Raw genomic sequence first — 23,432 nt, 5'->3', positions numbered from 1 at the left:
GAAAACCTGCGTCTGAGTAAGAAGACGCAGGTTTTTGTATGATATAGGGAAAATAGCATCCAGTCATACATAAGATGAGAAAACGATTGGCCTTCTATTAGTGCCGGTTTAGAAAAAGGTTTCATCAATTGAACATGATGAAGCAGTGACTCGGTTTTATTCTTTTTTGATTTCATAATTTTTCCGATAAGTGCTTGGGCTGACTCCTGTCTGATGTGAGAAAAAGCGGGAGAAGGTGTAAGGATTGGAGAAGCCAGCCATTTCCGCAATCTTGGAGATGCTATTGTCGGAACGGGTTAGAAGAAAGCAAATCTGCTGAATTCGTACCTGGGAGATCAGTTGGTTGATGGTACAACCGAAGAGGTTGTGGCAAATTCGCGAAGTCTGACGAACACTCAAACTCAGATTATCTGCCACATCTTGAATGGAGATATTATTGAATGCCCTTTCGTTGATAAAGGAGAGAATCTGGTTAAAACGTTGATAGCTCTCCGCTGCCTGCGTCATTGTCTGGATTTGATCGGCGGATGAGATTTCATCTGTGATATCGAGAAGAAGGATATGAAGAATGCAGGACATAGCAGAGGCAGACGGTGTCGATATATAGCTGGCAGAATATTTTTCGACCAGAACATCCGCGAGTTGTTGAAAGACGGGTGTTGCAGTCTGAAATACTGGAGACGCCAGATGGTTATATGTGTTTTTTACATAGAGATCGTCTGATTCAATACTGAAACCAATGACTAGTTTTCGAGTTGGGACGTCTGGTGATATGACTTTATGTTGTATGCCCGCAGGAATGAGCGCATATTCACCCGCCTTGATCGAGAGAATCTTCTGTCCGATCAGAATAGGTAGACAACCCTTATAGACATACTGCAGCTCATGCACGATGTGTTTGTGCATACTGGTATTCAGATTCTCGTTACCGGAGAAAATGATCCGGAACCAGGAAATATCGGTTGTCATGATATTTCCGGTCATTGACATATTGAGATGTTTGAAAAGACGATCGTTTTTGCTCATAGTGCTTATTATACTGTGTATTTTATCTCGCAATAGAAGGTTGTTGTATGAAAGAGATCATATATCGAGACCCTATATATGGGGAAACAACTACATTATATATCATACCGGTGTCCTGCATGAGAGAACATTCAACGTGAACGTTTTCAAGAATGTAATGGCAGATGTCCAGAATTGATATTTTGACGTCGAATACCGCTATTGTTCAAAAACGGAAACAATGTAATATTATGAATAAAGATAACGATACATTAGCGATTTTATAAGGCATATTTAATACATATTTTAGAAAATAACTAGTAATATATCTAAAAAGCTTGGGATAAAGCCGTCTTATTCAGCTTTATTAAATTTGCCTTGATGGCATAAAATTGCAAAATGTATCAAAAAACGAAACAGTTTATATAACAGGAAAGCGGAGGTTATAAATGGGAAGATTCTTAAGGGTATTGAAACAGTTTGCTGCATTCGCATTGTCTACGATGGTGATTGCCGGCACATTCGGTGCGTCGACTGCTATGGCTGATGAAACAGAAGCTTTTGATAGTTATCCGCATCCGGTTGTCAAGTCTGATGGGAATCTGAAGATTGGTTTCGTTTCAGACAAACCTGAATTTGAGTCTATTCAAAGAATTCTTCAGCAGCTTCGCCTGGAATGTACACATCGTGGATGGGATCTGGTCGAAGTGGTTTATGAAAACGAGCAGGATCTTCGTGATAAGATCCAGAATCTGATCAATCAGCAGGTTGATGCTATTGTGACGTTTTCATTGACCAACATGGATTCTAAGCAAGATTTGGTTGAACAGGCACGTTCTGCTGGAATTGGCTGGTATAACACGGATACACAGGTTGTAGACGGCGTCATCAGTAATTCTGCTATGCCAGATGGCCTTGCAGGGGCAGCTCTTATGTATCATATCGGTGAGGTTCATAACTGGCAGCAGGGTGTGGCTGTTCTGACAAAGAAGTCCATCCAGGTTCATTATGAGCGAACCGATGTTATGAAGGCAATTGCGGAGTGTTATCCGGGCATGAGTGTGCTGGCAGAGCAGGATATCGCAGCTGTTACCTATGATGAGCTTCAGGCGGCTAACGATTTCGCAAAGACATGGGTAACACAGTATGGCGACCAGATCAATGGTATTATCACGAGTACCGACTATTTTGGATGCCCGATCGCAGAGGCTCTGACACAGGCTTCAGTAGGCGATGATGTATGGGTTTCCGGGTTTGACGGGGGATCTCAATGCTGGTCTTATATTCGGAATAACACACCACTTCAGTACAGTTATGCGGTTCCGGACGAGTTGTTTATCCATAACGCCCTGGAAGTGATCGATGACATCCAGGTTCAGGGAATGAACCCGGGAGATGAAGGCTGCGCAATCAGCCATGTCGGAGAAATTATCTATTGTGAAGGTGTTGTCATTGATCGCAGTAATTGCCCGGCGGTAGGGACAAACATTCATGAGGTGTTCAATTATTATGGCGGCGATCCTGAAGACGAAGACGCATGGTACAACTGGAATGATGGTGATGGGGCGTATGTTGTCTCGGATTATGAGGCGGAGTCATAAAGTGAATGATGCCTGAAGCAGAAGCAAAAAAGCAGGCAGAATGAACATTTTGTTTTCTGGTCCCCAGCTACCCTCATAGGATAGCTGGGGATTCTAAATGATTTGGTATTCCGCAATGAAATAAAGAGGAAGAAGATTATGCCAACACAAGAAAACAATCAGGAGGTTCTCCGGGTGGAGAACCTTACCAAAAAGTTTATCGGTATTCTTGCGAATGACAATATCAGCCTTACATTCAACCGCCATGAGATCCATTCTCTGTGTGGTGAAAACGGTGCGGGTAAGAGTACATTCTGCAAGATGCTGACAGGTGTCTACCACCCGGATGAAGGAAAAATCTTTGTTAATGGGAAGGAGATACAATTCCAGGCGCCGGCAGATTCTCTGGCAGCTGGAATCAGTATGGTGTATCAGGAACGAAATCTTGTCGGGCATCTGACTGGCGCTCAAAATATATGCCTCGGACACGAACCACGTAAGGGTGGTCTGATTGACGAAAAGGCGATTGTAGCCAAGGCGGAGGAGATTCGGTCAAGACTTGGGATTGAGATTCCGTTGGATGTACCAGTTGAAGAATTAGGAGCTGGTCAGCAACAGATTATAGAGATCATCCGCGCTTTCTATGGCAATCCTTCTGTGCTGATTCTTGATGAACCGACTGCTTCTCTAGGGGAAGGAGAAGTGGAACCTTTTTTGGATTTCATTCGAAGTCTCAGAGATGACCTTGGTATGGCTATTCTGTTCATCTCACACAAGTTGGAGGAAGTGTATGCCATATCTGATGTGATTACGGTTTTTGCGGATGGCCGGCATATTCTGACATCGCCGAAGGACAAGTTATCTCAGGATGAATGTGTGAAAGCTATGATTCGTGCAGGCCGTCAGAAGACCATAGTGGTTCCGAAGAAGGATTTTACGAATGCAGAAGTAGTTCTTGAAGCCAGAGAAGTATCCTATGATGGAAAAAAACATCATGTGCCGATGAAAGTCCGGAAAGGTGAAGCAGTGGGCTTTTACGGGCTGGTCGGGTCGGGAAGAACGGAGACCATGGAAACAATTGGAGGAATTCGTTTATCCGATGGAATGGATGTGACTTTCGCAGGGGAAAGGATTACGAAGACAGAGCCGGTTCAGATGATTCACAGAGGTTTCATCCTGACTGCGGAGAAAAGAATTAATGGTGCTTTCCCAGGGCTTTCTGTAGAAGACAATATTTGCAATCTTTTTATCGATAAACTTTCCAGCAAGGCAGGTTTTATGTATGTTGAAAAAATGCTGGCTTTTGCAAAAAAGATTCTGGATAAAAATGAAGTTAAATATACAAGTATTGACCAAAATATCACTGAATTATCAGGTGGAAATATCCAGAAGGTGATTATTGGCAGATCCATTGAACTGGATAATCTTCGATTGTTGGTTTTAGATGAACCGACTGCTGGAATGGATCTTGGAGCCAAGAGCGAGGTCTATGTAAAAATCCGCCATTTGGTCGATGACGAGAGCAAGAGTGTAATCTTCATCTCATCAGAACTTGATGAACTATTAACGACCTGCGATGAACTCTGTGTTTTCTATGACGGAGATATTGTTGCACAGTACAGCCGCGAGGAGTTCAACAAGGAGCAGATCCTGGCGGATGCGATGGGCGGCAGAAAGGGGGAGAAGACATGAAGGACGGAAAAAGGTCTCTGAAAGTTGGACTGACGAAATATATGCTGCTGCTTGTAGCAGTTGTGATCTTTGCGTTCTTCGCGATCGCGAGCCCTGTATTCGCATCTGTCAATAATATCATGAATATTGTGAATTCAACGGCGATTACTGCCATGCTTGGTATCGGCATGACGATTGTCATGCAGACAGGGCAGATGGATTTGTCAGTTGGAGCCGAGGCCACGATTGCAGCAGCAGTTGTGGGAAAGGTACTGGAAGGCCCATCGTTCAACAATTATTTTCTAGCGGTTCTCATAGGCCTCGGAGCGGCGTTGGCTGTCGGAATCCTGAATGCATTCTTTGTTGTAAAAATTGGGATACCATCCTTCATCGGGACGATTGCAATGTCTACGTTCATCAATGGCTTTATCAAAATCACAACTGGCAATCGTTATATGTTCTCCCAGTACTGGCCGAAGTCCTTTACTTTTCTTGGACAGACAAGGGTGTTCAATGTGATTCCGGTGCCGGTCATTGTGCTGGTGATTGTCGGCATATTGACGATAGTCATGCAGGACAGAACGAAAATCGGCCGCTATATCAATTCAGTCGGCATGAGCCCGGCAGCCTGCAGAAATGTTGGAATCAATGTGGACAGGATTGTGGTAGTTGCTTATCTGATGTGTGCAGTGATTGCAGGATTCGGAGGTATTGTCTTATCTTCTGAAGTTAAGACAGTTTCTCCGACGCTTGGAAGCGATCTCCTTATGACTGTTTTTGCGGCGGTCATGATGGGAGCAACTTTCTATAGGCCGGGACGTTATAACCTGCAGGGAACCATTGTATCAGCACTGCTGCTTTCTATTATCAGTAATGGCACGATCACGCTTGGCACCTCGGATTTTGTGGACGATCTGGTACAGGGCATTGTCATCGTGGTTGCAGTCGGGTTCATATCCATGACACAAAAAGGCGGCTTGCCAAGTGTGAAGTTTAATAAGTAAGGGAGGCAGACAAAAATGAGTACACAAGTATCCCCAAGAGGTCGTGCGGGAGGCTTCCTGACAAAATACTGGCTGTTCTTCTTCACAATCCTTGTTTTCATAGTATTCTCGATACTGCAGCCACGTTTTCTTTCGGTGAATAATATCATGTCCATGCTGAGTTCAACCTGTATTCTCGCGCTCACAGGCATGGGTGAAACCTTGATCTTCTGCGTTGGAGAGACAGATTTTGCAGTTGGCATGGAACTGTCCCTGTCCGCTGTCTTTATTGCCAGGGTACTGGATAATCCAGGAATGTCCCGTATGTATTTCCCGGTTTTTATTCTGACACTGATTGTCGGTGCGGCATTTGGTGCAGTTAATGTATTCCTGCACGCGAAGATCAAGATTCCATCCTTCGTGGCAACACTAGGGACCTCCTTGATTGCCACTGGAATAGGAAAATATCTGACTGACGGCGGAAGTATTTCTTCAAGGAGATGGCCTGCTGTGTATACCCTGATCGGACAGGGGTATATCGCAGGTGTGATCCCGATTTCAGTAGCCGTAACTTTAGCGATTACGATTGCAATGTGGGTATATTCGGAGAAGACCAAGAATGGCAAATTGTTCTACGCAGTCGGGTCCAGCCCGGTAACTTGTAAATATGTCGGCATTAATGTAGCCGCACAAAAAGTGAAAGCATTCATTCTCTGCGCGTTACTCTGTGCGATTGCCGGTATTATGCAGACGTCAATGCTCCGAAGCGCAACGCCATATATGGGGAGCGATACCTTGAACAGTTCACTGACGGTTCTGATGCTGGGTGCAACTTTTATCAAACCAGGCGTATTTAATATTCCAGGTACGATTGTGGCATCTGTTCTGCTCCGCATCATCAGTTTTGGCCTTACGATGCTGGGAGCGCCGAGCTTCGCATTTGACCTTGCTCAGGGAGGGTTACTGCTTTTTGCGATATCGCTTGTTACGCTGATTCATAGAAAACAAAGTAAGAGCATTGGTTGATGTTCAATAAGACGGAAGGAGAGAACATGCAGAAAGTACTGGTATCCGCATCTCACTTTGACACGCTGTGCCAAGATGCGTGGAAATTGTTTGAAGAGCATCATCTTGAAGTGATATATGATCCGGGCAAAGAATTCCCAGCTTATTCGACCGAAGAAATTCGCGCAATGGGGGATCGGGAAGAGTTCGCAGCTGCCCTGATCGGGATGGATGACTACCGTGATGAGGAGAAATACAGATTGCTGCCGAATCTCAAGGCAGTAGCCAAGTTCGGCGTCGGGGTGGATAACGTCGATATTGCAATGGCAAAACGACATGGTGTCAGAGTGCTCAATGCGCCAGGACAGAATTCCAATGCTGTGGCTGAACTCACCGTGGGCTTTATCATTGATGTGCTGCGTCATATTGTCCCTCTCCATGAGAAGATGACAGAAGGAAAATGGCCCCGTGTGATGGGGAGCGAAATGAAAGGGAAGACAGTCGGCCTTGTCGGTTTCGGTGCAATTGCTCGTCTTGTAGCGGAGAAACTGAGAGGGTTTGATGTTCAGATACTTGCATTTGATTTGTACCCGGACAGAAAAGAGGCGGAGCGCCTCGGGGTGGAGATGACCACGCTGGATCATGTTGTGAAGGAAAGCGATGTGATTAGCCTTCATGTGCCGGCGACCAAGGATAATGTTCATCAGTTCAATAGCGATATGTTTGCGAAGATGAAGGATGGTGCATATCTTATCAATGCTGCAAGAGGCGCTCTTGTGGATCTGGATGATCTGGCGGAAGCGATTCAGAGTGGCAAAATTGCCGGAGCTGCGCTGGATGCATTCGAGACGGAGCCGCTTCCACTTGATAGCCCGATCCTTGCTTGCAGCAATATTGTCCTGACACCCCATACGGGTGCAGAGACGGTAGAATCCTACTATAACGTCAGTATGACAACTGCTAAGGATATTATCGCGGTTCTGGAAGGAAGAAAGCCGGTTCATGCTGTGGGTTGACAGATGTTTCAAAGATACAATGCCGATTGCGAATTCCCCAAAAAGAAAGGGTAAAACAAACTATGAAAAAACTTTATGGCACAGTTGTGCCGATTATTACTCCGCTTACGGATGAGGATACGATTGATCAGGAATCCCTGAAAAGACTGGTAGACCACGTAATTGACAACGGACTTCAATGCCTGTATCCGTGTGGTACGACTGGAGAGATGATGTATCTTACAGTAGAAGAAAGGAAGCTCATTGCGGACGTTACAGTAAAGCAGGCAGCGGGGCGCGCTCCTGTGTTTGTCCATGTGGGTGCATGGAATCAGAAGGACACCATCGAGTTGGCACAGCATGCAGTGGAGATTGGAGCGGATGGGATCGGTGTCGTTACGCCTGTATTTTATATACTGAGTGATGATGGCTTGTTCAATTTCTACAAATCGGTTGCGGACAGCGTTCCGAAGGATTTTCCAGTCTATCTATATGCGATTCCTCAGAATGCGGTGAACGACCTGAATGCCTCTGTATGTGAAAGAGTCGCGGAGGCTTGCCCGAATGTGGTTGGAATCAAGTACAGTTATCCGGATTTTACCAAACTGCAGCAGTTTATGCTGGTCAGAAACCAGCAGTTTTCTGTCCTGGTCGGACCAGACCATCTGTTTGAAGCGGTCTGCGCGGTAGGAGGAGAGGGGACGGTTTCAGGCAATGCAATGTGCATTCCGGAGCACTATGCTGCTTTATGGAAGGCGATACAGGACAAAGATTTCGACAAGGCAACAAAGCTTCAGAGAAGAACCAATGTGCTGAATGGAATCATGTGTGCAATCAATAACATTGCTGCGTATAAGGTGATTCTGAAGGCAGAAGGTGTGATCGCAACTACGAATATGCGCCGACCGATGGAAAATCTTACTCCGGAACAGGAGAGAGAATTGCTTGATAAGATGAAAGAGCTTAATTATCGACATATCATCATCTGAGACCTTCAGGCTGAAGAATTTTGTTCGTAACAAGCATGTGCTGGCAAACAATCATTGTATAGGAGCTAAAACCAGATTGAGAGTGACAAGTATCCTTTTTCGTCTCCAATAGCTTCCATCATGGGAGAGAATGCCGAAAGACTGATTTTTATGGAGGAATGAAAATGAAGGTTGAGCAATTTTTTGATATTAGTGTTCCGTTGTCGGATTGCACGCCAGTGTGGCCGGGAGATAATCATTTCCATTTTGAACCGCGTGTACAGATCAAGGACGGGGCGATCTGTAATTCATCGTCTGTATTCTGCACGGTTCATTGCATGACACACGCGGATGCTCCGAAACACTATATTGATGATGGGAAGGACATGGCAAGTGTAGACCTTTCAAGATTCATGGGCAATTCAAAAGTAAGAGAGGTTATTACCGAAGGAGATCTGATTGAAGAGGTAGACTTGGCAAAGCTTGACATCGAGGAAGGCGATGCCATTCTTCTCAAGACAAAAAACAAGGGATTATTGACAGATGGGGTTTTTCACAAGCAGTACGTATCAATTGGGAGGAGTGGGGCAGAGTATCTTGTGAGAAAGAAAATTCGTTGTATAGGAGTGGATTATGTTGGTGTCGAGCGGTTTTACTCAAAAGACGGAATTATTCACCATACGCTTCTGGAACATGAGATCGGAATCATTGAGGGACTTCTGCTAGACGATGTGCCGGTCGGAGATTATTTCCTATGTGCACTTCCGTTGAAGATTGTGGGAAGCGATGGTTCTCCTGTCCGAGCTGTCCTGATGAAGTTTGCAGGTGAGTGAGGCGAATAGAGAATGAAGGAGACGGAACAAGCAGACAACCGTATCAGCCAATCCATTCTAAAAAAGCCGGAATGGTCCAGCGTGCGAGCTCTGTATAAAGCGATGGGGTATTCGGATCATGAATTGGCTTGCCCCCAGATTGGTATTTTTAATACTTATAATAGCGGTAATCCAGGGCATTTTAATTTGAATCAGGTTGCTGAATATGTTCGACGAGGTGTACTGCAGGCAGGCGGCAATCCAGTCGATGTCGGAACAATAGGCCCATGTGATGGGATCGGGTGCGGAAACACCGGTATGCATTATATTCTTCCATCCAGAGAACTGATTGCAGATTCGGTTGAAACGATTGCTGAATTACAGCATTTTGATGGCCTTGTTCTGCTTGGATCCTGTGATAAGGTGATTCCCGGGCTGCTGATGGCGGCAGCCCGGCTTGACCGGCCAACAATTCTGGTGAATGGAGGGCCTGCACTCGGGGGCATTGAATTCTGCGGGCGGGCTTCTGATAATTCCACTATGGTGGAAGCCCTTGCAATGCTCCGTGATGGAAAAATTACGCAGATGGAATATGATCAGTTGGAAGACTTCTCTAATCCGACCTGTGGATCCTGTTCTTACCTGGGAACAGCTAATACGATGTGCGCGGTCGCAGAAGCAATGGGGATGATTCTGCCTGGGGGATCTATGATTCCTGCGGTTTTTGCAGAACGTTTGAGAGTTGCACAGAAGAGCGGAAGACAGATTGTTGAATTGGTTCGAAGGAATATCACGGCTAGAAATATGATCAATCAGGAAGGACTCGAGAATGCCCTTCGGCTCGGGATGGCGATTGGTGGTTCAACGAACATGGCTCTTCACTTTCCGGCGATTGCCAGAGAGGCGAATGTCCGTTTTGGCATCGATGACATTGATTTGATCGGAAGAGGGACCGCTCACATTGCCAATATCTATCCGAATGGATCGAAGAATGTGCCGGAGTTTTATAAGGCAGGTGGCGTCCCGCTGGTTATGAAACATCTGGAAAGTCTTATTCATGCTGAAGCGATGACCTGTGCAGGTGTGTCGTGGAGGGAGGCTTTGAGGGATGTCAAGCCGGTGGAAAATGAAATCATTCATTCGCTTCAACACCCCTTCCATCAAAATGGAAGCCTTGCAGTTGTCCGTGGAAATCTTGCGCCAGACGGGGGAATCACCAAGCCGACAGCCATTGATCCGTCTATGTTGATTTTCACTGGAAGGGCAATGTGTTTTGATTCGGAGGAGGATGCTGCAGATGCTGTGGAACAGCATCGAGTTCCAGACCAAACTGTCATGGTGATTCGGTATGAGGGACCAAAAGGTGGGCCCGGTATGCGGGAAATGGTTCGAATTATGAAGAAGCTGTACGGACAGGGGAAAGCTTTGACAACGGCAGTTGTAACGGACGGGCGTTTTTCCGGCTCAAACAACGGGTGTTTTGTCGGCCATATCTCACCAGAGGCGGCTTCCGGAGGTCCGATTGCCTATGCCCGCGATGGTGACTGGATTACGATTGATATTCCAGATGGAACTCTTCATATTGATGTGACAGAGGAAGAATTCGCGCGGAGACGAAACAAAGGACTGAAGGAGCATCCACTTTCGGAGAAAGGATACCTTGCCAGATATGCAAGACTGGTCGGGTCGGCGGCAGGTGGCGCGATTGTCGGTGAAGGTTTCTGAGCCATATGCCCTTATCTTAACTGGAGGATGAAAAGGTATCATGATGTATGTTTGGTTATAATACACATAACGACCATAATAGGCATGGTGTAATACATACTCGTGAATCGCTTCTGACAGCATCACTGAACCGGGGCGGTCATGCTCTGTGGGCATTTTCTTCATCATTATGAAGGAAGTGCCTTTTTGTATTTTTCTATAAGATGGTCATGGCTAAGAGAGGTAGTTGGTCGAGGGCGGACGATGTCAGTGGATAACAGCAAAGTTTTGTGAAGTGACAATCGAAGTCAAATTTCGAATAATTTTCTGCAAGCTATGCGAACGTTATCATGATTATAGTTTGTATACATGTCTGAACCTTTTTGTATTTCTTCTGTAAAACGGGTGTGGTTGTTATAGAAATTATTTGAGATAGTGCATTATAAGCGCGAATTTCGAATAAATATCACACGTTCTCCTGATATTTGGTATAATTACCAATATAGCCCTATGGGTACATATTGCATTATAAGCAAGTTTCAGATACGTTTCAGGAGGCGGTGCGATGTTAATTCAGTTTACAGTAAGCAACTTTGCGTCAATTCGGGATGAAGTGACTCTGAGCATGCTGGCTGACCGCGACACGGAACATGAAGATACACTGGTTCCGTTCAGAAAAGCGCGTATTCTTCCAAATATTGTTATATATGGTGCCAATGCTGCAGGGAAAACCAATGTGATCCGGGCACTTGCGGCAGCTATTATGACCATTCGTGAATCAAATGGCAGGCAGGTAACAGATTCGTTGAATCGAATGATTCCTTTTGTGTTTGATGAAAAGAAGAGGACAGAACCAAGCAGATTTGATTTCCTCTTCACAGTCGGCGATGTAAAGTATTCATATGGTTTTTCTGCAGATAAAGATAGAGTATATGAAGAGTACTTATATGCTTACTACAGTGCAAAGCCGTCCATGATATTTGAACGAACAGAGGTTTCAAAATATCAGTTTGTGCAGACAGACAGACATAAGTTTTACGGGTACGCAGAAAAAAACACAGTCAATAAGTTACTCCTGGCGACAGCAACGGCATGGAATTGTAAGAAGACGGAGATAGCATATCGGTGGTTTGCAGAAGGCATTGACGTATACAATAGTGGGACGTTGGAAAGCATGATGACCCCAATTCTGGCGAACGATCCGAATGGTTCTTTGCAAAAGTATGTAACGTCTATGTTGCACATAGCAGATATTAATGTTTCAGGATATACTGTGCAGGCCAGTGACTTTACATCGGAAGATCTGAAGAAGATTCCTATAATAGGGGAACTGAACCTGATGCAGCAGATTACCGATGGGAAAGCCGGAACGTTGAAAAAGTATGAAATTACTACAGAACATGTGATTGAAGGGCCGGAAGGGAAGAAGAGATATTCACTTCCGTTCCGGATGGAGTCTGAAGGTACCAGAAGGTTTGTGTACATCAGCCCGATTGTTAAGGCGGCAATTGAAAGCGGAAAGACAGTCATCATCGACGAGATAGATGCAAGCCTGCATCCATTTCTGGTAGATTATATTCTTGGTATATTCAGTGACAGGGAACAAAATCCGAACGGGGCACAATTAATTGTCACAACCCAGGATGTCAGCTTACTGAGCCTTAACCGTTTTCGCAGAGATCAGATTTATTTTGTGGAGAAAGATAACAAAACCGGAGTGACGGATTTGTATTCTCTGGATGAGTTTGCACCACGGAAGAATGCAGACATTCGGAGGGGGTATCTGCAGGGACGGTATGGTGCAATCCCCGCGATAGGAGATGGAATGGTGAGGCGGATCCGATTCACCTTGTGAAAAAGGCGGAAGTTGCCTGGCAATCAGAGAAGTGCGATTCTGAGTTTGGCAATCTGGTGTATTGTGTGTTTGACACAGATACTGCCCCGATCAAACAGCGTGAAATCGATGAAGCGATTCATCAGGCAGGACACAGCAATGTGGAAATCGTTCTCTCAAATCCCTGCTTTGAGGTATGGTTTATCCTTCATTTTGGATATACAAGTAAACAGTTTCAATCAAATGAAGAAGTATTGAGGGAGCTTCGGAAAAATATACCGGACTATGAAAAGATTTCGGGATCAATGAAGTCAATATCAAGAAATGGGCCAATGGGATCAACGATGGACTCTGCGAAAGAGCGAAGGAGGCGGTGTGATGACAAGGTGAACCCTTGATGAGTGGATTGATCAGCAGGAACAGGTTGTAAGCAGGATAAAGGACCGCTATGATGCTGAAGTGTCGAAACTAGAGAAAATGATGAATAAGCGTGACGAACTCCGGAAAAAGGAACTCATGAAGGCGATCGAAGACAGTGGCAAGAGATTCGAGGAAATCATAAAGTTCCTTCAGGAAGACTCCGCAGAAGGTGATGCGCCGGATGTCGAGACCGAGAGTTAATTTTTAGGAAAATCACACTAAGGGAGGCTTATGTGATGAAGAAACCGTGTCCTCATCCATTTAAGAGAAAACAAAATATACAATATACTATATATGTATATAGTTTCTTTTTCATTCTAATTTTACTTCGACATTTTGATATGCAAATTATCAGTGATGATCGTGTGAATATTGCAAATCATGCTGAATGGACTTTTCGACAGATATTTGAATGGCGTTATACATTTAATGGTAGAATATTTACGGATATGGCGGCGGAATTTTTCTATTTTTATGTTCCATTCTGGTTGTGGAAAGTAGTGGATAGTCTTGTTTATGTAGGAATTGCTCGCTTGTTGGTATTTTATTTCTCAGAGGAAAAGCTGTGGCAGACGATAACAGTTTGTTCTTTGATTTTATTATTCCCTAGAGATTATCTTTCTTCTGCCGGGTATATAGCAACAACGACAAATTACATCTATACATTTTTTGCAGTATTGATTGCGGTGCTTCCTATAGTTTTAGCCTTAAAAGAATATCCTGTTTTTTCTGATAAGAAAAAGGTGGTAGGTATCAGCATATTGGCTTTATTTGGATTACTATATGCAACCAATCATGATCAATATGCAATGGTTTTAATGGGGGGGGTGTTTCCTGATGCTTTGCTATCTGTTATATGAGAAGAAGATTGAAAAAGGGCGAAAAGATCATTTTAGAAAAGAGGTGTTGTTATGCTTATGGGCAACATTGATCATTTCAGTAATATTGTATCTGTGGCAATGGAATATGCCGGGCCATATTAACAGAATGACGAGTACCGAAGAGAGGGATCTCTATCTTCCTGCATTTGCAGACTGGTCATTATTGAAGAAGATTTATCATGGGTATAGTTCAACGGTAGCAGTCTTGTTTTTTAAGACAAATGTAATTATGTTTATGTTCCTGATTGTTTTATCCCTCCTCTCTGTTAAGGCCATTCTCCAGGCAAAACAAGAGATGATCACTTCTAAAAAACAATATATAAGCGCATCTATAGGATGTTTTCCATTAATATTGCAGTTATTAATATGGGCACTCGGCTATAAACATTTTGTTGTATATTATGATTATGCATTTAAGATGCCAGAGATTGGCCCTTTCCTCAAAAACACAAAATATCTTATTGCACTTGCTCTTTCTGTCATTATGATATTGAGTATTGTGTTTGCTATTGTATTGCTGGTAAGAAATCGTATTAGGACATCTATAATAGGGATGCTTCTGTTTCTGGCTGCCGGCTCCAGAGAGATGATGGGTCTTTCTCCGACGATTTATGCCTCAGGATATAGGACATTTACTTTTTTCCTATTCGCGATCATGGTTTGTATTCTCTTAGGGTTACAAGAAGTAGTTGAGCAATTAGAGATCTCATATAACAAGTAACTAAAACTTCTCATATCAAAAATGGGATTCGCGCCTTGAAAACTCAATAACACAGGCAATCAGATAGGATCCTTATTGTAGTTAGATCATGGCTTCTGTACCCTTTGTCTGGACAAGCTTTCTTCGTCTTGCCGCAAGGGAACGGCCATCGTATTGACCAATCGGGCTGATAAGATTGCTCTCTTTTGAAGAAGCCAAAAGACAGCTGTTCACCGGTAGAAACGTATTTCCGTCGGTCCATCCGAGTGTCATCGGACGATAACCCATGCGATATTTCATAGATGTATGGTCGAACACGCGGGAACCGAGTTCCGTTTGCTTACAGCTCGTAGGTTCAGAAAGGCTGTCATCCACAACAAACGCATTCACTCGTTTTTCCGACGTAAGCGGAACAATGATGTCAGCGACCTTTTTAGACAGAAGGGTAGTAAAACGCAGCCAGTTCGTTTTCGGGCTGTTCAGGAACCGATAGAAGGTATTCATTGAGAACGCCTCTTTGAAGAAACTGGTCTTCTGCTGCATATACATATTGCGGCCGGCGAAAACATTGCAGAGCTTGTACTTGGATATATCAATCACCGAAACACCCTTCTCCTTCTGGACATTGCATTTGCGGAGAAGGTTACCTATCCTGAAAACTGAGAAAAACGATGAAATTGCATTAAAAAGTTCCTGTCCGTCTTTGCCATGTGGTAAAATTGAAATTGGCATAGAAACCTGAGGTGTGGTTGTTCTTGGACAATTCAATTATACCAAAGGGACAGGATCTATGCCTTTCTAATTGCCTACATTATTAAGTTTTCAAGGTTCGACACACCTTTCTGGTGTGGGAAGTTTTAGTCAGTCATTTTTCACAGGGTTGCAGCTGCAGAACATGGTTCAGAAGAACCGGCAGGATTTTGAAATGCACTTAATGAAAGCTGCGGAGGATAAGAAGAAAGTATTGGGACAGTCGGAAAGCTGATATGCGGATGCCGATGGTTCTCAGGGAGAGAATGAAGAATGGAAGCAGGGAAAGTAAGAAGGGCAGGCTCTCGGGTATTGAGCAGGTGGGAGCGATTCTGGAAACAAAGCTATAAATCAATCTTGCTGATTGCAGGGATATCATTGCTTGCTCTGAGTGCATTACTGCGAACTGGCATGACATACCGGGATGATCTTTGGCGTGCGGTGGACGGATACCGGAATTGGTATCTTGGAAATCGATATATCAACGACATTCTTTCCGCTATGCTGCATGCAGGATGCAAAATCAGCGATATATCGCCGCTTCCGCAAATCCTCGCTGTGTTCATTGCGTCCATTGCCGCTTATCTTACGATCCTGATATTTGCTGATGGGAAAAGGATAGGATGGCTTCAGATTACGGCTGCGCTTCCCCGAGTTTTATTTCCATATTTTCTTGTCTGTCTTTCCTATAAATTTGACGCACCATATATGGCATTATCCGTGCTGGCAGGAACAGTCCCTCTTCTGTACGTTCAGAATCGTGCACGTTCCTATTTTCTAGCGTCTTTTCTGGGTACGCTGCTAACCTGTATGACCTACCAGGCTTCTCTTGGCATATATCCTGTACTGGTTCTCTTTTTAATATTCGGATACTGGATGAAGGGAAAGTGGAAAGCGGGAAAGTGTTTTCGTATTTTGGGAATATCAATTGTGTCATATCTGGGGGCATTGGTAATCTACCGCATTCTTTTCGTGCGCTATGTCATCCCATATGCGCAGGGAAAAGTGTTTCCTCTAAAAAAGCTGCCGGCGGGAGTTATGGCGAATTACCGGGTGATCTACCGGGCTTTCAGAGCGGATCTGAACCGAGCATGGAAACTACTGTTGCTTGTTCTGATGATCAGCTTTTTTATATCGGTGGTAGTAAACACAAAACGAAACCGATTTGTTTCGGCAGTGATGTGCCTTCTATGCATCGCAACGTCCAGCGTTCTGGTAGTAGGGCCGCTGATAGCATTTGAAGGACAAAACTTCATTGCCAGGTATTCTTATGGGATCGGAACCCCCTTTCTTGCAATGGCGGTTTGCCTGTCATTCACTCAGAAGTTTCCAATCGGCAAGATTGCATTTGTAGGTATAAGCTGGTGCTTTCTGGTGTACAGTCTCACCTATGGCAATGCGGTATCTGAGCAGATGCACTATGTTGATGAGCGCTGTTTACTGATTATGGAAGACATGAATAACCTGCCGGAAATAAAGGATTCCAGGCATATGGAGTACCTGTTCACGGGAACATGCGGCTACTCACCCAGTATAAAAAAATTGGTTCAGAGAACGCCGATGCTAAAACGAATGATGTTGCCTAAGGTGGGAAAAGATTACTTCGGCGGATACTACTTCGCAACTCACTATATGGACGGAGCGGCTCAGTTTAATCCGTATATTCTGGTTGATCAACTGACTGATCGAAAGGTTGTCAAGGATACAAGGTTTCATACAATTGAGCAGGAAGGCTCAGTCTATGTAGTGCATGTTAAGAAGTGACGAGGTGTGAACTGAAATAAACAACAGAATAGCATGAGGAAATTCAGAAGGGGTCAAGAATCAGAAAGAAGCGATATCTTGGAGAAAGAACCCGGATATATAAGCTGAATTGATTTTATCTTTTGTTACGTATGCTATAATTGATAAATCATGGATAAGAGTATGATAAACTAATTTATGATTAAGGATGGAAGATTAGGGGCAAAGATGGTTGATTCAGAGAATACTGAGGTATTAGAAAAGAAAGATGAAATAATGAATGATAATCATTCCCAAAGTATGGATTTCGGGGAGATCATCCGCTATCTTGTGATGGGCGGTCTCACGACGGTCGTGAGCTGGGGAACCTACGCCCTGTTCGCCAGAAACCTTGGAATGGAAATCACGGTTTCGAACATATTGTCGTGGGTCTGCGCGGTCATCTTCGCCTACCTGACCAATAAAGTCTGGGTCTTTCACTCCTACAGCTGGAAAGTCGGGTTCGTCCTTCGGGAAGTGGCTCTGTTTATTTCGGCAAGGCTCATGACCGGCGTCATTGAGATGGCCGGGGTTCCGCTCCTGGTGAAGGCCGGGCTGGATCAGAAACTGTTCGGGGTCAAGGGGATGCTCGCCAAGGTTGTGGTCAGTATCCTGGTCGTGATCCTGAACTATGTGTTCTCGAAGCTGATCATCTTCCGGAGGAAGGGAAAGCAGGCAGACGGACGTGTCTGACTGTCGAGCGCTGACGTATGATGTAAAATACTGTGGGGGACAAGACAAAGGGCGGATCAGCAGGAGGAACAGTTATGCCATCATTATCGGTGATTCTGCCGGCATACAATGAGGAAGCGATGCTTCCGAAGACAGCAAGGGTGCTGGCACAGATACTGGAGGGTGAGAAGATTGACTATGAGCTTGTCTTCGTGGACGATGGCTCGAGGGATTTGACCTGGAGCGAGATCCTGACGGCCCATCAGGCAAATGACCGGGTGCATGGCGTCCATTTCTCGAGGAACTTCGGGAAGGAAGCGGCAATCTTTGCAGGACTTGCAGCCGCGAAGGGAAACTGTGCAGCTGTGATGGACTGTGACCTGCAGCATCCACCGCAGACTCTGGTTCAGATGTACCGGCTCTGGCAGCAGGGCTACGAAGTCATCGAGGGTGTCAAGAAGAGCCGCGGGAAGGAGAGCAGCGCGCACAGGGCAGCGGCAGGGATGTTTTACAGTCTGATGTCAAGAGCGACAAAGATCGATATGTCGCGTGCCTCGGACTTCAAGCTGCTCGACAGAAGAGCGGTGAACACGCTGCTTGACATGCCGGAGCAGAATGCCTTCTTCCGGGCGATGAGTGCCTGGATCGGATTCCGGCAGACACAGGTGGAGTTCGATGTCCAGGAGCGGGAAGCCGGTGTTTCAAAATGGTCGACCCGGAAGCTGATCCGCTATGCGATCAGCAACATCGCCGGCTATTCAACGGCCCCGATGCAGTGTGTGACCTGGGCGGGTGTGGCATTTCTGGCCTTTGCAGTCATCCTGGGGATCCAGACACTTATCCGCTATTTCACCGGACACGCAGTGGAAGGCTTCACGACAGTGATCCTCCTGGTGCTTCTGACAGGCAGCATCATCATGATCTCGCTGGGCGTGATCGGGTACTATCTTGCTAGAATTTATGAGGAGGCAAAGAGAAGACCGCGTTATATTGTTTCCAGATCAATATAGCTTAGGAGAAAGTTAAATGCTGTTGTCTATTATTGTACCGTGTTTCAATGAAGAAGAAGCATTGCCTATTTTTTATCACACAATGCGGAAATATGAGAATCAAATTTCCGGCGATATTGAATATTGCTTTATTGATGACGGATCAAAAGATTCAACCTTAAATATAATGAGAAAATTGTGCGATACTGATTCCAGGGTATATTATTGTTCATTTTCTCGTAATTTTGGTAAGGAGGCCGCGTTGCTGGCTGGGTTGAAGATGGCACGGGGAGCTATGTTGCGACTATGGATTTTGACCTCCAGGATCCTCCCGAATTGCTTCCAGAAATGTTCAATATTTTGACGAAATCGGATTCAACTTATGACTGTGTAGCAACTCGGCGGAAAACAAGAACAGGAGAACCTGCTATACGGTCTTTTTTTGCCAGAAGATTTTATCAATTAATAAACCGTATTTCTGATACAAAGATAGTAGATGGAGCAAGGGATTATCGCATGATGTCACGTCGGATGGTGGATGCAATTGTCGCCGATGGTGAATATAATCGCTTCTCAAAAGGGATTTTTTCGTGGGTAGGGTTTGAGACTTATTGGATTTCCTATGAGAATTATAGAAAGAAGTGCTGAAAAAACAAAGTGGTCATTCTGGGGATTATTTAAGTATGCGGTAGATGGCATACTGGCATATTCTGTAGCACCATTATATTTAGAATTAATACTTGGAATTAGCATGTGTAGTATTGGATTGATACTGCTGATTGTTGATATTTTTAATTCAATCGTAACGAAATATTCAGCGATGAGCTGGGCGTCTCTTCTGTCAATTATTATCTTTGTTGGTGGAATTATGATGTCTGGGATTGGAACGTTAGGTTTGTACATTTCAAAAATCTATACTGAGACAAAAAAACGCCAAGTATATATAATTAAAGAGGAGAAATAATGCCTGCTAAGATTGAAAAGAATAGGTGTGTTTTTGGTGAACTGGCTTGCTTTTTTACTTCCATTCTTATTCTTATGATTCTGTTTACAATTTATCACTATGCACCCTTTGGAAACAATTCTTTAGCAACAATGGATGCTAATATCCAGTACATTGACTTTTTTGCATATCTGAAAGATGTTCTTGTAGGGAAAAATAATATATCTTATTCATTTGGGAAAACACTAGGTGGGACAAATGCTGCAGTGTTTTCGTATTACTTAGCTTCTCCATTGAACCTGCTGGTCATATTTTTTAGTAAATCGAATCTTAATTCTTTTTTTGACATTTTAGTTGCATTAAAGTGTGGAATTGCCGCAGTGACGATGCATATATTCCTCAGAGAACGGTTTTCTGTAAGTCAGTCAGAAAAAAGTAAAAAAGTATTCTGCTACCTACTTTCAGTTTGCTATGCCTTATCTCAGTACTCTTTGGCACAGAGTAGTAATATAATGTGGTTGGAGGGAGTCTATCTGTTGCCTTTAATCCTACTGGGAGTATATCGACTGATTTATTACCGAAAAAGGGGCTTTCTTTCCGTTGCTGTCGGGCTTTCCATTATTTTTAATTGGTACACGGGCGGAATAAACTGTTTGTTTTCAGCTATCTGGTTCTTTTTTGAACTATTCAATTATCGCTTGATGAACCATAATAAAGATAATACGAACAGCAGCATTCTGAGAACAATTATAAACTATACCATATCAATGACTATCGGCATCTGTTTGAGCGCCGTCCTGTTCTTCCCTACTATTGCAGCACTTAAAAAAAGTGGGAGAGGCTCTCTAAACGTTGGATTATTGAAGGATTATTCTTTTACTGGTCCGATAGTGTCTGCTATCGAAGCGTATTCTCTTGGCGCAAAAAGCTCTTATGGAAGGGTATCGTTATACTGTGGAAGTATCGTAATAATTGGATGTATAAGCTTCTTTTTTAAAAAGGAAATAGATAAGAAGCAAAAAGTTTATTTTGGATCGTTATTAGCATTTATATTGATGCTATTTTACTGGCGTCCGCTCTTTGTTCTATTTTCATTATTGAAAAGTGCTGACAGCTATTGGTACCGCTATTCATATGTGGGAATTTTTGCATTAGTGTTTGTAGCTGCCAATTTCTACTTGCAATACATGCACTGGGAAGACTGGTTTACAATAACTAAAAGTGGAGTTTTTTTTGCTGCTTTGCTTTTGCTTGTTAATTATACACAGTCAGTTGAAAATATAAGGTGGATTCAATATTCGGCTGTGATTATGGGGATCGTTGGATGTTTATGTGGAGTGTCGATATATTTGTATCATAGTCGGTCGACTGGGTACAAAACAGTATCATTATGCTTAATATGCATGGTCTTTTTTGAATGTGCATATAGCACGAAGTTGTTGATGACTGAATATCATACTTCGGATGTTGGTAAATATAGGGAGTATTCAAAGGCTGCCGAGGAACAAGTGAATAGGGTTCAAAAAAGCGACAACGAGGTATATAGAATTTCACAAACGTCAACAAGAAATATGGGAACTGATAACTTGACAGCCTATTATAATGAATCGTTAGCTTATAACTATTGGTCAATCAGTGGATATACATCTTCTCCGGATGACATTCAGAGAGACCTTTTAAATAGACTTGGCTATCGAGAGAATGGAGGTAGTTTATGTATTGTGAATACTTCAATAATCAGCGCAGATGCATTGCTAGGTGTAAAATATATTTTTTCTGAATATCCGATCAAGGGATACGAAAAATTAAAAGAGAATGTTTACAATAATAAAAGTACTTATTTAAATCCATATGTTCTCCCAATGGCATTTACTTATAAACAGCAAAAGGATATTACAGAATCTACAAGCGAAAACCCGTTTGAATATCAGAACCAGTTATATAGTCAATTAGCAGGGAAAGATCTAAAGATATTTGCTCCACTTTCATATAAAAGAAGAGTAAATGAAAACGGGAGTTTGACATACAATATTCAAGTGCCGAAGTATAATCATGTAATCTATGGAAACCTTCCATGGAATTCCGAATTCGATGGGATCCTTGATATTAATAATAAATACAAAACACGTTATGCGTGCTGGTTGTCTCCTTCGGTTTTTTATGTTCCAACAGAAAAGGGAGACAAGGAAGCAAGAATAACAGTTACATCATCGAATACTGTGGATTTAAAGCAAGGAGATGAGCAGTTTTACGCCTTGGATTTAGATACATTCTCAGAAGTGGTCAAGAAACTTCAGGCAAAACGGGCAGATTCAATCTCTATGACAAATGGCAATGTGGCTATACATACCCAAGCAAAAAAGGGTGAATCTTTATATGTTTCTGTTCCATTCGATAGTGGATGGGCTGTAACAGTAAATGGAAAAAAGGTTTCACCAGAGCTATTTGCAGATTGTATGTATTCGATTGAGCTTGTAGATGGTGAAAATGATATACAAATGAAATATCAAGTACCAGGATCTAGATTGGGTGCTATTGTGAGCATCATAGGCGTATTAGGCATTTTCTGTTTGGTACTGCAACAGAAACGGGGTAAGAAACGCTGATGAGGTATAGAAGAAGTAACAGATTAACCAATTCCAACGCACAGAGTAATAGGATTCCTTGGATTGATATTGCGAAAGGTATAACTATAATATTAACAATTATTGGTCATTCATTGGGATATGGTACGTTGGGGAGGAATGTTATTTTTTCGTTTCATATGCCTCTATTCTTTATTTTATCAGGGTATACATTTCATCTATCGACTAATTGGGAGAGTTTTGCTAAAAGAGTAAAGAAGGATGCGGTAAGACTGATTTTACCTGTGCTATATGTATCATTTATCTCAATTGGTTTGCAATTTTTGTTTTCAACGGACCATTCGCGTAATAATTTCTTTACTATCTTTTGTGGAATGGGAAGAGCTCTGTTTTGGGCGTCCGGAGTAAGTGTCTATGATTCGCCTGCATTAGGGATGATGTGGTTTTTAATCAGCCTATTTTCTGCCAGAACTATATTCAATCTATTAAATATTATTTTCCCGAGCGATGGGTATAAAGTTATTCCCATTCTTGTGGGTATACTTGGAATATTTTTAGGAGTAAAAGGGAAGTATTTACCCTTTAACTTTGATGTTTCATTAATGGCAACCATTTTTATTGTAATCGGGTGGGAGTTGAAGAACTTTTTAGGTACTAAGAATAATGCCTCTTTTCAAGTGTTAACAATTGGGTTCTGGCTAAGCTGCTTACGAAGCGGGCTATATATTGAAATGGCTTCAAGAAGTTACCCGGGTATCTTGATCAGTGTCATCGAGGCTTTGTCAGGTACACTGATATTATTCTGGTTATCGCAGAGAATATCTTTTTCTTGGATTGCAACACATGCCTTGGCTCCATTAGGAAGAATAACAATGACAGTCTTGTGTGTGCATCATTTAGATAGCTTTGTCATAAATTTGTGGGGAAGAACAAATAACATATATTTACAGTGCTTATCTAGGGTAGCAATTGTGATTACAATATCAATACTCATTGAATTATTAAAGAGTATCATTATTAGAGGGTTTAATAAGACAGGGCAAGATAATAATACTCAAATGGGAAAGTGATAATGTCATCAGGTATGTTTACGTATTTATCTAATGTCATACTGGGGTTATTGATATAAAAAGTGAGTGTCAAAAATAAATAA

The 23,432-nt window shown here is 43.1% G+C and carries 21 protein-coding genes and 1 pseudogene; 20 read left to right on the top strand and 2 right to left on the bottom strand.

Going from position 1 to position 23,432, the window contains the following annotated elements:
- Window positions 1–156 precede the first annotated feature (156 nt).
- A complete protein-coding gene (locus FYJ35_RS05330; protein ID WP_154524252.1) occupies window positions 157–1,026 on the bottom strand; it encodes a helix-turn-helix domain-containing protein in 870 nt (289 codons plus the stop codon).
- Window positions 1,027–1,454: 428 nt separating this feature from the next.
- Here FYJ35_RS05330 and FYJ35_RS05325 point away from each other — a divergent pair, with 428 nt between their 5' ends.
- From FYJ35_RS05325 to FYJ35_RS05265, 13 genes are all read left to right on the top strand, one after another.
- On the top strand, window positions 1,455–2,606 hold the full coding sequence (locus tag FYJ35_RS05325) for a sugar ABC transporter substrate-binding protein (RefSeq protein WP_154524249.1): 1,152 nt from the start codon (window positions 1,455–1,457) through the stop codon (window positions 2,604–2,606).
- Window positions 2,607–2,744: 138 nt separating this feature from the next.
- Window positions 2,745–4,277, top strand: coding sequence for a sugar ABC transporter ATP-binding protein (locus FYJ35_RS05320; protein WP_154524246.1), 1,533 nt, complete (start codon window positions 2,745–2,747; stop codon window positions 4,275–4,277).
- Window positions 4,274–5,260, top strand: coding sequence for an ABC transporter permease (locus FYJ35_RS05315; protein WP_154524243.1), 987 nt, complete (start codon window positions 4,274–4,276; stop codon window positions 5,258–5,260). The genes FYJ35_RS05320 and FYJ35_RS05315 overlap by 4 nt, the downstream gene beginning before the upstream one ends.
- Before the next feature lie 15 nt (window positions 5,261–5,275).
- The gene (locus FYJ35_RS05310; RefSeq protein WP_154524240.1) at window positions 5,276–6,265 is read left to right on the top strand and encodes an ABC transporter permease; all 990 of its coding nucleotides are present in this window, start codon (window positions 5,276–5,278) and stop codon (window positions 6,263–6,265) included.
- Window positions 6,266–6,291: 26 nt separating this feature from the next.
- Window positions 6,292–7,260: a phosphoglycerate dehydrogenase gene (locus FYJ35_RS05305; RefSeq protein ID WP_154524237.1), complete on the top strand. Its 969-nt coding sequence runs from the start codon at window positions 6,292–6,294 to the stop codon at window positions 7,258–7,260.
- 62 nt (window positions 7,261–7,322) lie between these two features.
- Entirely contained in the window at window positions 7,323–8,228 is a 906-nt protein-coding gene (locus FYJ35_RS05300; RefSeq protein WP_154524234.1) for a dihydrodipicolinate synthase family protein, read from the top strand.
- A 164-nt stretch (window positions 8,229–8,392) separates the two neighbouring features.
- The gene (locus FYJ35_RS05295; RefSeq protein WP_205839726.1) at window positions 8,393–9,040 is read left to right on the top strand and encodes a cyclase family protein; all 648 of its coding nucleotides are present in this window, start codon (window positions 8,393–8,395) and stop codon (window positions 9,038–9,040) included.
- 12 nt (window positions 9,041–9,052) lie between these two features.
- Window positions 9,053–10,744, top strand: coding sequence for a dihydroxy-acid dehydratase (gene ilvD, locus FYJ35_RS05290; protein ID WP_154524228.1), 1,692 nt, complete (start codon window positions 9,053–9,055; stop codon window positions 10,742–10,744).
- A 544-nt stretch (window positions 10,745–11,288) separates the two neighbouring features.
- Window positions 11,289–12,578 (top strand): AAA family ATPase, encoded by a 1,290-nt coding sequence (locus FYJ35_RS05285; RefSeq protein ID WP_154524225.1) that lies wholly within the window; start codon window positions 11,289–11,291, stop codon window positions 12,576–12,578.
- The gene (locus tag FYJ35_RS05280; RefSeq protein ID WP_154524222.1) at window positions 12,575–12,955 is read left to right on the top strand and encodes an RloB family protein; all 381 of its coding nucleotides are present in this window, start codon (window positions 12,575–12,577) and stop codon (window positions 12,953–12,955) included. The genes FYJ35_RS05285 and FYJ35_RS05280 overlap by 4 nt, the downstream gene beginning before the upstream one ends.
- A gap of 79 nt (window positions 12,956–13,034) precedes the next feature.
- On the top strand, window positions 13,035–13,178 hold the full coding sequence (locus FYJ35_RS05275) for a hypothetical protein (protein WP_154524219.1): 144 nt from the start codon (window positions 13,035–13,037) through the stop codon (window positions 13,176–13,178).
- A 32-nt stretch (window positions 13,179–13,210) separates the two neighbouring features.
- Window positions 13,211–13,837 (top strand): hypothetical protein, encoded by a 627-nt coding sequence (locus FYJ35_RS05270; RefSeq protein ID WP_154524216.1) that lies wholly within the window; start codon window positions 13,211–13,213, stop codon window positions 13,835–13,837.
- Entirely contained in the window at window positions 13,815–14,579 is a 765-nt protein-coding gene (locus FYJ35_RS05265) for a hypothetical protein (protein ID WP_154524213.1), read from the top strand. Before FYJ35_RS05270 ends, FYJ35_RS05265 begins: the two co-directional genes overlap by 23 nt.
- Before the next feature lie 81 nt (window positions 14,580–14,660).
- Here the strand turns inward: FYJ35_RS05265 and FYJ35_RS05260 are convergent, their stop codons facing one another.
- Entirely contained in the window at window positions 14,661–15,158 is a 498-nt protein-coding gene (locus FYJ35_RS05260; protein WP_205839725.1) for a transposase, read from the bottom strand.
- Between the two features lie 423 nt (window positions 15,159–15,581).
- Between FYJ35_RS05260 and FYJ35_RS05255 the strand changes: the two genes are divergently transcribed.
- The 7 genes and pseudogenes from FYJ35_RS05255 (at window position 15,582) to FYJ35_RS05230 (ending at window position 23,349) form a co-directional block, all read left to right on the top strand.
- Complete coding sequence (locus FYJ35_RS05255) at window positions 15,582–17,072, top strand: glucosyltransferase domain-containing protein (protein WP_154524207.1); 1,491 nt, start codon at window positions 15,582–15,584, stop codon at window positions 17,070–17,072.
- A 255-nt stretch (window positions 17,073–17,327) separates the two neighbouring features.
- Complete coding sequence (locus tag FYJ35_RS05250; protein WP_154524204.1) at window positions 17,328–17,783, top strand: GtrA family protein; 456 nt, start codon at window positions 17,328–17,330, stop codon at window positions 17,781–17,783.
- 74 nt (window positions 17,784–17,857) lie between these two features.
- Entirely contained in the window at window positions 17,858–18,772 is a 915-nt protein-coding gene (locus FYJ35_RS05245; protein ID WP_154524201.1) for a glycosyltransferase family 2 protein, read from the top strand.
- A gap of 16 nt (window positions 18,773–18,788) precedes the next feature.
- A pseudogene (locus tag FYJ35_RS15185) lies at window positions 18,789–19,399 on the top strand (glycosyltransferase family 2 protein).
- Window positions 19,374–19,715, top strand: coding sequence for a hypothetical protein (locus FYJ35_RS15365; RefSeq protein WP_331469143.1), 342 nt, complete (start codon window positions 19,374–19,376; stop codon window positions 19,713–19,715). The pseudogene FYJ35_RS15185 and the gene FYJ35_RS15365 overlap by 26 nt, the downstream one beginning before the upstream one ends.
- Complete coding sequence (locus FYJ35_RS05235) at window positions 19,715–22,300, top strand: YfhO family protein (RefSeq protein WP_154524198.1); 2,586 nt, start codon at window positions 19,715–19,717, stop codon at window positions 22,298–22,300. The genes FYJ35_RS15365 and FYJ35_RS05235 overlap by 1 nt, the downstream gene beginning before the upstream one ends.
- Window positions 22,300–23,349 (top strand): acyltransferase family protein, encoded by a 1,050-nt coding sequence (locus FYJ35_RS05230; RefSeq protein WP_154524195.1) that lies wholly within the window; start codon window positions 22,300–22,302, stop codon window positions 23,347–23,349. The genes FYJ35_RS05235 and FYJ35_RS05230 overlap by 1 nt, the downstream gene beginning before the upstream one ends.
- Window positions 23,350–23,432 lie beyond the last annotated feature (83 nt).

This window comes from Porcincola intestinalis, assembly GCF_009696445.1.
In the GTDB taxonomy this organism is placed as follows: Bacteria; Bacillota; Clostridia; order Lachnospirales; family Lachnospiraceae; genus Porcincola; species Porcincola intestinalis.
The sequence above is the reverse complement of the archived record's forward strand: the minus strand, read 5'-3'. Positions and strand labels throughout refer to the sequence as shown.

Excerpts from the sequence above, each read along its gene's own strand:
- FYJ35_RS05330 (WP_154524252.1), bottom strand. The coding sequence starts at position 1,026 with ATGAGCAAAAACGATCGTCTTTTCAAACATCTCAATATGTCAATGACC.
- FYJ35_RS05325 (WP_154524249.1), top strand. The coding sequence starts at position 1,455 with ATGGGAAGATTCTTAAGGGTATTGAAACAGTTTGCTGCATTCGCATTG.
- FYJ35_RS05320 (WP_154524246.1), top strand. The coding sequence starts at position 2,745 with ATGCCAACACAAGAAAACAATCAGGAGGTTCTCCGGGTGGAGAACCTT.
- FYJ35_RS05315 (WP_154524243.1), top strand. The coding sequence starts at position 4,274 with ATGAAGGACGGAAAAAGGTCTCTGAAAGTTGGACTGACGAAATATATG.
- FYJ35_RS05310 (WP_154524240.1), top strand. The coding sequence starts at position 5,276 with ATGAGTACACAAGTATCCCCAAGAGGTCGTGCGGGAGGCTTCCTGACA.
- FYJ35_RS05305 (WP_154524237.1), top strand. The coding sequence starts at position 6,292 with ATGCAGAAAGTACTGGTATCCGCATCTCACTTTGACACGCTGTGCCAA.
- FYJ35_RS05300 (WP_154524234.1), top strand. The coding sequence starts at position 7,323 with ATGAAAAAACTTTATGGCACAGTTGTGCCGATTATTACTCCGCTTACG.
- FYJ35_RS05295 (WP_205839726.1), top strand. The coding sequence starts at position 8,393 with ATGAAGGTTGAGCAATTTTTTGATATTAGTGTTCCGTTGTCGGATTGC.
- ilvD (WP_154524228.1), top strand. The coding sequence starts at position 9,053 with ATGAAGGAGACGGAACAAGCAGACAACCGTATCAGCCAATCCATTCTA.
- FYJ35_RS05285 (WP_154524225.1), top strand. The coding sequence starts at position 11,289 with ATGTTAATTCAGTTTACAGTAAGCAACTTTGCGTCAATTCGGGATGAA.
- FYJ35_RS05275 (WP_154524219.1), top strand. The coding sequence starts at position 13,035 with ATGATGAATAAGCGTGACGAACTCCGGAAAAAGGAACTCATGAAGGCG.
- FYJ35_RS05265 (WP_154524213.1), top strand. The coding sequence starts at position 13,815 with ATGCTTTGCTATCTGTTATATGAGAAGAAGATTGAAAAAGGGCGAAAA.
- FYJ35_RS05255 (WP_154524207.1), top strand. The coding sequence starts at position 15,582 with ATGGAAGCAGGGAAAGTAAGAAGGGCAGGCTCTCGGGTATTGAGCAGG.
- FYJ35_RS05250 (WP_154524204.1), top strand. The coding sequence starts at position 17,328 with ATGAATGATAATCATTCCCAAAGTATGGATTTCGGGGAGATCATCCGC.
- FYJ35_RS05245 (WP_154524201.1), top strand. The coding sequence starts at position 17,858 with ATGCCATCATTATCGGTGATTCTGCCGGCATACAATGAGGAAGCGATG.
- FYJ35_RS15365 (WP_331469143.1), top strand. The coding sequence starts at position 19,374 with ATGAGAATTATAGAAAGAAGTGCTGAAAAAACAAAGTGGTCATTCTGG.
- FYJ35_RS05235 (WP_154524198.1), top strand. The coding sequence starts at position 19,715 with ATGCCTGCTAAGATTGAAAAGAATAGGTGTGTTTTTGGTGAACTGGCT.
- FYJ35_RS05230 (WP_154524195.1), top strand. The coding sequence starts at position 22,300 with ATGAGGTATAGAAGAAGTAACAGATTAACCAATTCCAACGCACAGAGT.